This window comes from Vibrio sp. L5-1 (assembly GCF_021728315.1).
GTDB lineage: Bacteria > Pseudomonadota > Gammaproteobacteria > Enterobacterales > Vibrionaceae > Vibrio > Vibrio splendidus_K.
Genome location: NZ_JAKKCQ010000012.1, coordinates 67,890 through 78,727 on the forward strand (window position 1 = coordinate 67,890; position 10,838 = coordinate 78,727).

Annotated in this window: 11 protein-coding genes; 7 read left to right on the top strand and 4 right to left on the bottom strand. The window is 44.4% G+C overall.

What is annotated here, in order from left to right; genetic code table 11:
* Positions 1-346: 346 nt before the first annotated feature.
* Together L3V35_RS23695 and L3V35_RS23700 are read left to right on the top strand one after the other, a co-directional pair.
* The gene (locus tag L3V35_RS23695) at positions 347-901 is read left to right on the top strand and encodes a TMEM165/GDT1 family protein (RefSeq protein ID WP_017073807.1); all 555 of its coding nucleotides are present in this window, start codon (positions 347-349) and stop codon (positions 899-901) included.
* A gap of 151 nt (positions 902-1,052) precedes the next feature.
* Positions 1,053-1,307, top strand: coding sequence for a hypothetical protein (locus tag L3V35_RS23700; protein ID WP_004736676.1), 255 nt, complete (start codon positions 1,053-1,055; stop codon positions 1,305-1,307).
* Between the two features lie 84 nt (positions 1,308-1,391).
* Here the strand turns inward: L3V35_RS23700 and tusA are convergent, their stop codons facing one another.
* Positions 1,392-1,643: a sulfurtransferase TusA gene (gene tusA, locus L3V35_RS23705; RefSeq protein ID WP_004736675.1), complete on the bottom strand. Its 252-nt coding sequence runs from the start codon at positions 1,641-1,643 to the stop codon at positions 1,392-1,394.
* 149 nt (positions 1,644-1,792) lie between these two features.
* Between tusA and L3V35_RS23710 the strand changes: the two genes are divergently transcribed.
* Together L3V35_RS23710 and L3V35_RS23715 are read left to right on the top strand one after the other, a co-directional pair.
* Entirely contained in the window at positions 1,793-1,978 is a 186-nt protein-coding gene (locus L3V35_RS23710) for a hypothetical protein (protein WP_004736674.1), read from the top strand.
* 156 nt (positions 1,979-2,134) lie between these two features.
* Complete coding sequence (locus tag L3V35_RS23715; protein ID WP_237300738.1) at positions 2,135-3,076, top strand: LysR family transcriptional regulator; 942 nt, start codon at positions 2,135-2,137, stop codon at positions 3,074-3,076.
* 135 nt (positions 3,077-3,211) lie between these two features.
* Here L3V35_RS23715 and L3V35_RS23720 read toward each other — a convergent pair whose 3' ends face one another.
* The 3 genes from L3V35_RS23720 to fadB all read right to left on the bottom strand — a co-directional run bounded on the left by L3V35_RS23720 (position 3,212) and on the right by fadB (position 7,796).
* Positions 3,212-4,192 (bottom strand): MDR family oxidoreductase, encoded by a 981-nt coding sequence (locus L3V35_RS23720; RefSeq protein ID WP_146453672.1) that lies wholly within the window; start codon positions 4,190-4,192, stop codon positions 3,212-3,214.
* Positions 4,193-4,434: 242 nt separating this feature from the next.
* Positions 4,435-5,598, bottom strand: a complete 1,164-nt coding sequence (gene fadA / locus L3V35_RS23725; RefSeq protein ID WP_016784138.1) for an acetyl-CoA C-acyltransferase FadA — start codon at positions 5,596-5,598, stop codon at positions 4,435-4,437.
* 26 nt (positions 5,599-5,624) lie between these two features.
* The gene (gene fadB, locus L3V35_RS23730) at positions 5,625-7,796 is read right to left on the bottom strand and encodes a fatty acid oxidation complex subunit alpha FadB (RefSeq protein ID WP_017073802.1); all 2,172 of its coding nucleotides are present in this window, start codon (positions 7,794-7,796) and stop codon (positions 5,625-5,627) included.
* A 227-nt stretch (positions 7,797-8,023) separates the two neighbouring features.
* Here fadB and L3V35_RS23735 point away from each other — a divergent pair, with 227 nt between their 5' ends.
* Genes L3V35_RS23735 through hemG form a run of 3 tightly spaced genes read left to right on the top strand, consistent with a single transcriptional unit; the run spans position 8,024 to position 10,677 of the window.
* Complete coding sequence (locus L3V35_RS23735; RefSeq protein WP_237300739.1) at positions 8,024-8,647, top strand: YigZ family protein; 624 nt, start codon at positions 8,024-8,026, stop codon at positions 8,645-8,647.
* Between the two features lie 34 nt (positions 8,648-8,681).
* Positions 8,682-10,139 carry a TrkH family potassium uptake protein gene (locus L3V35_RS23740; protein WP_237300740.1) on the top strand — a complete coding sequence of 486 codons (1,458 nt, stop codon included), beginning with the start codon at positions 8,682-8,684 and terminating at the stop codon, positions 10,137-10,139.
* A 10-nt stretch (positions 10,140-10,149) separates the two neighbouring features.
* Positions 10,150-10,677, top strand: coding sequence for a menaquinone-dependent protoporphyrinogen IX dehydrogenase (hemG, locus tag L3V35_RS23745; protein ID WP_054548333.1), 528 nt, complete (start codon positions 10,150-10,152; stop codon positions 10,675-10,677).
* The last annotated feature ends 161 nt before the right edge of the window (positions 10,678-10,838 follow it).

Consider the following 10,838-nt stretch of genomic DNA (forward strand, 5'->3'; position numbering starts at 1 on the left):
GTAGGGGTAATCTTGTTTAATTAGTGGTCTAAAATGTCGTTTAGTGGATTTTTTTGCCTTTAATGTTTGTTTTTCGGCACAAGTGGATATTTTGATAACTTTGACACTTGTGTTTGAAAGCGTGGGTGATTAAAATCTCGCGGTCTTTGGGGAGTAGCTTACTTATTCATATCCTATTGAATGAGTTCGTCCGTCAACATAATTGATGCAAAATCATCATGGCGTTCGAGGCAACCACCACCTTGGTGGCGCTTAGCAAGACCTTAGACAAGCATCGTGAACTGGGATGGGGCGCGAGGTTTGTCTTTGGTTAAATATAATAATCTCCGTCCCAAATGAGCATGTCGTGAGCGTTTTAGCAATTTCAATTACAACTGTCGCCTTAGCCGAGATCGGTGATAAGACTCAGTTGTTATCCCTTTTATTAGCCAGTCGATATCGCAAACCGATACCGATTATTGCCGCTATCTTCTTTGCCACTATTGCCAATCATGCCCTTGCTGCATGGCTCGGTGTTGTGGTCGCAGATTACTTATCTCCTGAAGTGTTGAAATGGGTGCTGGTGGTCAGTTTTATCGCTATGGCGGGCTGGATTCTTATTCCGGATAAACTGGACGACGATGAAGCCATCTCTAACCGTGGTCCGTTTGTCGCCAGTTTTATTGCTTTCTTTATTGCTGAGATTGGCGATAAGACTCAGATTGCGACCTCCATTCTAGGGGCCCAATATTCTGATGCATTAACGTGGGTGATTCTGGGTACTACCATTGGTATGTTGCTGGCGAATGTGCCTGTGGTGATCATTGGTAAGTTATCGGCAGATAAGATGCCTCTTGATCTGATTCGCAAGATCACTGCTTTGTTATTCGTGGGTTTGGCTATCGCGGCGGCTTTCTATTAAGCGGTGGTATTGAGTCTTATTATACTCAACCAGTAGAGTAACGTGTTGTAGGTCATACTCTTACAGTATTGTCAGGTTTATCGATCGAATGGACATATAACTGTCATACTTGTCATGATATTTTAATCTTGTGAGTTAAGAACACGAGGGCATGATTATGTTGACGCGTTATATGGGTATCACTCCACAAAGCCAAAGCTATCTATTTACCTTTGGCCTTGCACTTACACTATTAGGCATGGTGTTGACGGACATGTGGCTACCAATGGTGGCGGGTTCTATGATCATGACCGGGCTTGCAGTAGAAGCCTGGATTCGGGTCGCGCATATTATTCCTATGCGAAAAGATATCCGAGAAATTCAGCATCAGCTTGAACATCTGCAAAACAAGTCTAGAAACGAATAAACAAAAAGCCGCTCGTACTCTGAGTTCTGTTTAAGAACATAAGGTACGAGCGGCTTTTTTGATGCTTGATATTTAGGTGAGGCGTTATGCCTCCAACCCTTTTCTTATCAAATATTGGTAAGGCAAAGTTTCAGTCGCTTGGCCGACTAACTGATGATCCATAAAACGACAAAAGCTCGGAATATCACGAGTTGTCGAAGGGTCGTCAGCTTTTACCAGTAACACATCGCCATCCTGCATGTTTCTAATTGTCTTCCTGACCATCATTACTGGTTCTGGGCAACGTAGGCCTTCAGCTTCTAAAGTGTGGGTTGCCAGTTCAGGTTTGAATGTCATGGTTTGTATCTCTATATCTATCTAACGAGTGAATAATACGTCTGCAGAAAAAATATGCAATAAGTGCTTGGCAAACAGAATCATTTCCTATAACTTAGTTAACAAGTTGATAACAACTTGAAACAAAGGCAACTAGCTAAGGAGTGGCGATGTTGACAGGATTAGATAGATTAACAATTTATTCAGTTCTCTGTTTTATTTCTTTCTGTGCGTTAGTTTTACGCTCATCGACAGAGACCTCACTGATGCCTATCTTTGGCATAGTAGCAACGATTATTGGTATTTGGGTAGAGATGCGCCGTTGGCAAGGTATAGCCGAAGAGCAAGAGCACTAACCCGAATACAACAAGTAAATTCCGATACGACAACATTCCGACACTATCCCCAGATTTTCTTGGGCTTCCCCGCATAATTGCGGGATTTTTTTTATCTAAAGCATGCTATAAACAACTTAGTAACTAATGACAGTTCTATACAACTAGGTAAGTGGCGTGGAATTAGAAGACATCTATCGTAGAGACCTAAATTTATTGGTCGCCTTAAAAGTATTGATTGAAGAGGGCAGTGTTAGCCAGGCTGCGCTTCGTCTTAACTTAAGCCAATCAGCAACCAGTCGAGTGTTAGGGCGCTTAAGAGAACTACTTAACGATCCGCTGTTTACACGCCAAGGTCAGCACCTTATCCCCACCAAAAAAGCACTCGAGATCAGCCAGCGAATTGATCAGCCTTTAGAGTCATTCCGCCAACTGCTGAGCCCGAGTGATTTCGATCCTTACTATTGCAGTGAACGCTTTCTGATTGCGACTACTGACTACGCGATGCAAACCATCTTGCCTTATGCATTGCCTAAGATTTATGAGCAAGCGCCGAATATCTCTTTGGAGTTTGCACCGCTGCAGCATGAGCATTTGTTTAAGCAGCTCAGTACCGAACGTGTCGATATGGCGATTTGTCGCCCGAGTGGCAGCATCGCGCCACTTCATCAAGAAGTGTTGGGGCCAGTGGGCGTATCTTGCTTGCTATCTAAAAATCATCCGTTAGCCGAGCGTTCGTTAAGCCTTGAAGATTATGTTTCCCTCCCGCATGCGATGATTGCGATCAGTGATGGTGTTAAGGCTTTATTGGATAACGCTTTAGCCAATCAACAACCTCGCAAAATGGTGCTGCGTGCTTATCACCTTGAAGCCGCATTGGCGATTGTCGATAGGATGCCGTTGGTGATTACTGTTCCTGCCGATTTGGCTTATTTGGTTGCTGAGCGTTATGACTTGGTCGTCAAGCCGTTGCCATTTGAGTTTATGCCGTTTGATTACTCATTGATTTGGCACTCACGTTGCGATTCTTCAGCTTCGCAACAATGGTTAAGAAGAGTGGTAAAAGAGGAGTGTGGCGAATTGATTCAAAAGCGTATTGCGGATGTTGGCTTAGGTTAACTGAGGTCTAGCTTTGGTTTACTCGATCCTAATGACAAAAATGCAAAAGGGCTGATTACTATCAGCCCTTTGTTATTTTGGGTTATCCAAATCTAAAGCTGTTGCTTAAGGTTTGATAACTTTATGTTTGAGAATCTATAGTTTAATGACTACGCGACCAGTGATTTGACCGTTAGTGATGTCTTCTGCTGCTTGAATTGCACCGTCTAAAGACACTTCTTTAGTCGCTTGGCCGTAGAAAGACTCAGGTAGTAATTCAGCCAGTTGTTCCCACGCTTTAATACGTTTTTCACGAGGGCACATTACCGAGTCCACACCTTGTAGGCGAACGTTACGTAGAATGAATGGCATTACCGTGGTTGGTAAGTCAAAACCGCCTGCTAGACCACACATTGCAACCGCACCGTTGTAATCAATTTGCGCCAATACTTTAGCAAGTACTTTGCTACCTACAGTATCGATAGCACCAGCCCACAGTTGTTTCTCAAGTGGCTTCGCCGGTTCTTCTAGTTCAGCACGCTCTACAATACGTGTTGCGCCTAGTGATTTTAATAGCTCGCCATTTGCAGAAGCACGACCAGTCACAGCTGCGACTTTGTAGCCCAGTTGGTTTAGTAGAGTGATAGACACACTGCCTACGCCGCCACTTGCACCTGTTACTAGGATTTCACCGTCTTCTGGTTTGATGCCAGCATCTACAATAGCTTGAACACAAAGCATTGCTGTAAAGCCTGCTGTACCAATAGCCATTACTTTTTTAGCGTCTAGACCCGATGGCATTGGCACTAACCAATCACCGTTTAGGCTTGCTTTCTCCGCCATGCCGCCCCAGTGGCCTTCACCAACACCCCAGCCAGTTAGAACAACTTCGTCGCCCGCTTTGTAGCGTGGGTCTTCAGATTGTGAAACCACACCAGAAAGGTCGATACCAGGAACCATAGGAAAGTTACGAACAATGCGTCCTTTACCTGTAATCGCCAAACCATCTTTGTAGTTCAAAGAAGAGTAACTTACATCAACCTTCACGTTACCTTCTGGTAATTGAGACTCATCAATTTGAGAAACTGACGCGATAGTTTTTTTGTCTTCTTGGTTTAGTACAAGTGCTTTAAACATGATCTGCTCCGTGGGAGGAATATTAGGAAACTGAAGTAACTTTAGTTGAATCACCGAAGAAAAAATAATGAAACATCAACATTGAGTCTATGCATTTTGTGCATAGATGTGGGTGGCGCTTTTACTCTTGCTAAGTTCGCTGAACGAATCGATACATTATTGGACGCCGAGCAATAAAAAGTGCAGCTATATAAATATAGCTGCACAAAATATTACCCTACAAGTATTACAATCAACGAGCGCTATGGGCGTTCAAATACCGTTGCAATACCTTGGCCTAAACCAATACACATGGTTGCTAAGCCGTATTTCACGTCTTGTGCTTCCATTAGGTTAATCAGGGTTGTTGAGATACGAGAGCCAGAACAGCCTAGTGGATGACCCAGTGCAATGGCACCACCGTTAAGGTTTACTTTCTCGTCAACCACATCCAGTAGACCTAGATCTTTCGCACATGGAAGAGATTGAGCAGCGAATGCTTCATTCAACTCAATAACACCCATATCTTCAATCGTTAAGCCTGCACGTTTCAGTGCTTTCTTGGTTGCTGGTACTGGGCCGTAACCCATGATAGAAGGGTCGCAACCTGCAATAGCCATAGACTTCACGCGAGCACGAATCTTAAGGCCAAGCGCGTTGGCTTTTTCTTCACTCATGATAAGCATTGCAGAAGCGCCATCAGACAGTGCTGATGAAGTACCTGCTGTTACCGTACCATTTGCTGGATCGAATACTGGGCGAAGCTGAGACAAGCCTTCAACAGTAGTTTCAGGGCGAATTACTTCATCATAATCCAGAGTGAACAGTGAACCGTCTGCCGCGTGAGCTTCTGTTGGTAGGATTTCATTCTTGAAACGACCTTCAACCGTTGCTGCTTGAGCTCTAGCGTGTGAGCGTGCTGCGAATGCGTCTTGATCTTCACGGCTAATACCGTGCATTTTACCAAGCATCTCAGCCGTTAGGCCCATCATTCCTGCTGCTTTTGCTACGTGCTTAGACATGCCTGGGTGGAAATCAACACCGTGGTTCATTGGCACATGGCCCATGTGTTCTACACCACCGATCAGGCAGATTTCAGCATCGCCAACCATGATAGAGCGGGTTGCATCATGCAGAGCTTGCATAGATGAGCCACATAAACGGTTGACCGTTACCGCACCAATCTCAATCGGGAGACCAGCAAGCAAAGCAGCGTTACGTGCGACGTTGAAGCCTTGCTCTAGCGTTTGTTGTACACAACCCCAGTAAATGTCTTCAATTTCGACAGGGTTTACTTCTGGGTTGCGCTCTAAAATGCCTTTCATCAAATGTGCTGACAAATCTTCAGCACGAGTGTGACGGAAAGCTCCACCTTTGGAACGTCCCATTGGGGTGCGAAGGCAATCAACAACAACTACATTATTCATTTTGCTATTCCTTTTCCAAGAGTGGGTTACAGAGAACTGGCTTGTTGACCGTCGTAAAAGCTTTCGCCTTTCGCTGCCATATCAAGCAATAGTTGAGGAACTTGGTACATTGCACCTAAGTCTTGGTAGTTCTTCGCCATTTCAACGAAGTTACCAATACCCACACTGTCTAAGTAGCGGAATACGCCGCCTCTGAATGGAGGGAAGCCTAAACCGTAAACCAGTGCCATATCCGCTTCTTGCGGTGTAGCAATGATGCCTTCTTCTAAACAAAGCACCACTTCGTTGATCATTGGAATCATCACACGCTGGATAATGGTCTGGTCATCAAAGTCTTGTGGCTGTTGGCATACATCAGCCAGGATAGGAAGAATGTCTTCTGAGAAGGTCTTTTTAGGACGACCGCGTTTGTCTACGCTGTATGTGTAGAAACCACTACCGTTCTTCTGACCGTATTTTTCAGCGATGTAAAGCGCGTCAATCGCATCACGGCCTTCTTTACCCATACGCTCAGGGAAACCTTGCGCCATTACTGCTTGTGCATGGTGTGCTGTGTCTAAACCAACAACGTCGAGCAGGTACGCAGGGCCCATTGGCCAACCGAACTTACGTTCCATGACTTTATCTATTTTAGTGAAGTCAGCACCGTCGCGTAGCAACATGCTGAAACCGCCAAAGTAAGGGAAAAGTACACGGTTTACGAAGAAGCCAGGGCAGTCATTAACAACGATTGGGGATTTACCCATTTTGGCTGCGTAGGCAACTACGCGATTAATGGTTTCTTCTGAAGTATGCTCGCCACGGATGATCTCAACCAAAGGCATGCGGTGTACTGGGTTAAAGAAGTGCATGCCACAGAAGTTTTCTGGGCGCTTTAAAGATTTCGCCAACAGGTTGATCGGAATCGTTGAGGTATTTGATGTTAGAACCGTGTCTTCACCAACTAGGCCTTCAACTTCACTCAGTACTGCTGCTTTTACTTTCGGGTTTTCTACAACCGCTTCCACAATCACATCAGATTGTTCAACACCAGCATAATGCAAGCTTGGAGTAATAGAAGACAGAATACCTGCCATCTTGAATCCATCTAGGCGACCGCGTGATAAACGTTTATTCAATAGCTTAGATGCTTCGTTCATACCAAGATCAAGAGACGCCTGTGCGATGTCTTTCATCATTACTGGCACGCCTTTCAGCGCAGATTGGTAAGCAATACCGCCACCCATGATGCCAGCACCGAGTACGGCAGCACGCTCAGTTGCTTTATTTGCAGATTTACCAGCCTGTTTTGCTAAGCCTTTAATGTATTGGTCATTAAGGAATAAGCCAACAAGAGCTTTTGCTTCTTCTGATTTCGCTAGTTTAACGAAGTGTTTACGTTCGATGTCTAACGCCGCATCGCGATCGCTACGTGCTGCTTCTTCAATAGCAATAACTGAAGTAATTGGCGCTGGGTAATGAGGGCCTGCTTTTTGAGCTACAAGGCCTTTAGCCATGGTAAAGCTCATCATTGCTTCTAACTTACTCAGTGATAGCGCTGATGTTTTTTGTTTACGACGTAGCTGCCAATCGATTTTTTCATTTGCAGCCAGTGAAACAGTATTAATCGCTGACTCTAATAGTTTGTCTGTATCAACAATCGCATCTAACAAGCCAATCTTAAGCGCTTCATCTGCGCGGCATGCTTTGCCTTGCGTGATAATTTCCATTGCGCTGTCTGCACCGATAACACGAGGTAGGCGCACACAACCGCCAAAGCCAGGCATGATACCCAGTTTTGTTTCTGGTAGACCTATGCTGGTGGTTTTGTCACCAATACGGAAGTCCGTTGCGAGTACGCATTCACAGCCACCGCCAAGAGCATGGCCACGCATCATTGAAAGAGTTGGTACAGGAAGATCTTCGAGCTTACTAAAGATTGAATTAGCGAATCTTAACCATTCATCAAGTTCTGCTTCTGGCTTAGCAAATAGGCCAAGAAATTCAGTGATGTCTGCGCCTACAATGAACGCGTCTTTGTTTGAAGTTAAGATTAAACCACGTAATCCTGCGTGAGCATTAAGAGCATCTAACGCTTTGTCTAGTGATTCTAAAGTAGCGAGGTCGAGTTTGTTTACAGAGGCCGGCGCGCAGAAGCTTAGTTCAGCGATACCATCTTGTAATTCCTTTACCTGTAGGGTGTTAGCTTGGTAAATCATTGTCTATCTCCATGACATACAATCCACGATTGTTTGAGAGAATCTTGTTATCTTTCTATTATTGTAGAATACCTGGTAAGACCAGTTATCTTAGTCTGTACCTCTGCCTGATTAATTTCAATACATTTTTTAAACAATTGTTTAACATTGTGCGATAGCACAGATCCTCTAACCGTTATTATTCACGCGTGATACACTTCGCCGCTCTTAATAATTAAGTCAACGATATGAATGAACAGCCCTATTTAATACCGTCAGCATCGGCTCTGTTTGAAGAAGAGATTAAAAAGAGCGTATTCATTACTCAGCTTGCTCATACACCAAGTGTAGAAGTTGCTAAACAGTTCGTAGAGCAGGTAAAAAAAGAGCATTCTTCAGCGCGACATAATTGTTGGGGGTTTGTGGCAGGGCGACCGGAAGACTCTATGAAATGGGGTTTTAGTGATGATGGTGAACCTTCAGGTACCGCTGGCAAGCCTATCTTGGCGCAGTTATCGGGTTCAGGCGTTGGTGAATTAACGGCTGTTGTGACTCGTTATTCTGGCGGAATCAAGCTCGGAACGGGTGGTTTGGTTAAGGCTTACGGTGGAGGAGTACAACAAGCTCTCAAGCTGCTTCAAACTATCGAGAAAAAAATAACCACAAAATTACGGCTAGAGTTAGACTATAGCTTCGTGCCAATTGCACAATCTATTATGGCTCAGCATCAGGCTGTTGAGATCCAAGCGGATTATGGTGTTCAAGTTGAGCTTATCATTGAGATAGAGCTCCTGCAGGTAGATTCGTTTACCCAGACCATGATCAATAAAAGCGGTGCCAAGGCACTGGTAACGAAAGTTAAAGACAACTAGGAAGTTTGAAGCATTTCGCTTCGTTCAATAGCTCATGCAATTTCGCTCAATTATTCGAATCGTCGGATTATTATTAGCACTTTTTAGTGTATCAATGCTCGCACCTGCGCTCGTCGCACTTATCTATAGAGATGGTGCGGGTGTGCCATTTGTGACGACTTTTTTCGTTCTATTATTCTGTGGGGCAACTTGTTGGTTCCCCAACCGACGATATAAACATGAGTTGAAAGCGCGTGATGGCTTTCTTATTGTTGTGTTGTTTTGGACGGTAATCGGCAGTGCGGGCGCATTGCCGTTTTTGATCGCCGATAACCCGAACGTTTCGGTTACCGATGCTTTCTTCGAATCGTTTTCTGCATTAACAACTACAGGTGCAACAGTTATTGTTGGCCTCGATGACCTACCTAAGGCAATTCTATTTTACCGCCAGTTCCTGCAATGGTTCGGTGGTATGGGTATCATCGTATTGGCGGTCGCCATCCTTCCTGTTCTCGGTATCGGTGGTATGCAGTTATATCGAGCTGAAATCCCAGGCCCAGTCAAAGACAGTAAGATGACTCCGCGTATTGCTGAAACTGCGAAAGCACTTTGGTATATCTACCTGAGTTTAACTATTGCCTGTGCCGTGGCGTTTTGGCTTGCCGGTATGAGTTTCTTTGATGCTATCAGCCATAGCTTCTCTACGATTGCGATTGGTGGCTTCTCGACTCACGATGCGAGCATGGGCTATTTCAACAGTCCTGCTATCAACATGATTACGGTCGTGTTCCTCCTTATATCAGCATGTAACTATTCACTTCACTTTGCGGCATTTGCTTCAGGTGGTGTGCATCCTAAGTATTATTGGAAAGATCCTGAGTTTCGCGCCTTTATCTTTATTCAAGTTGTACTGTTCTTAGTTTGTTTCTTATTGCTACTTAATCATCACTCTTACAATTCGTATTACGATGCTTTCGATCAAGCGCTGTTCCAGACAGTATCTATTTCAACAACCGCAGGCTTCACCACCACCGGTTTTTCTGAGTGGCCACTATTCTTGCCCGTTTTGCTTCTGTTCTCTTCCTTTATTGGTGGGTGTGCAGGTTCAACAGGCGGTGGTATGAAAGTCATTCGAATCTTATTGCTTACTCTGCAAGGTGCTCGTGAAATGAAGCGCCTTGTTCACCCGCGTGCTGTCTATACCATCAAGGTTGGCGGTTCTGCGTTACCACAACGTGTTGTTGATGCGGTTTGGGGCTTCTTCTCTGCATACGCATTGGTTTTTGTGGTTTGTATGTTGGCTCTTATTGCTACTGGGATGGATGAGCTGAGTGCTTTCTCTGCCGTAGCGGCAACATTGAATAACCTTGGCCCGGGCTTAGGTGAAGTGGCAATGCACTTCGGCGATGTGAATGATAAGGCTAAATGGGTGTTGATCGTATCTATGCTGTTTGGTCGTTTAGAGATATTCACCTTATTAATTTTATTGACCCCTACGTTTTGGCGTAGCTAAGGACAACATTGTGGCAAAAGCTCTATTTTTGTATTCAAGCCGTGAAGGGCAAACCAAGAAGATCTTGAACTATATAAAAGAAGAAATGAATGAGTTCGAATGTGAGCTTCAAGATCTGCACACTATTAGTAATGTCGACTTTGCTCAATACGACAGAGTGTTGATTGGTGCATCTATTCGTTATGGCCATCTTAATAAGAAGCTATATCAGTTCATTGATGCCAACCTTGCTCAGTTGCAATCCAATAAGGTTGCCTTCTTCTGCGTTAACTTAACGGCTCGTAAAGAAGACCAAGGCAAAGACACCCCTGAAGGTAGTGCCTATATTAAGAAGTTTCTTCTTAAGTCACCATGGCAGCCGACTCTAATCGGTGTATTCGCTGGTGCCCTCTATTACCCACGTTATAACTGGTTCGATAAAACCATGATTCGCTTCATTATGAATATGACAGGTGGCGAAACGGATACAACCAAGGAAGTCGAGTACACAAACTGGGAAAAAGTCTCTTTATTCTCTAAGAAACTGCAAGAGATGTAAGAGAAAAGCCTACTTTTGAGGCGTTTTGTGCTCTTTTTAATCGAACGAATAAAAAAACGAGAAAAACTTTAAAAAGGGCTTGCCAGTGTGATCGAAATCTCTATAATGCGACCTCGTTGAAACGGGAAGGCTTCGTAAGAAACCAAAACGAATCAGCAGGT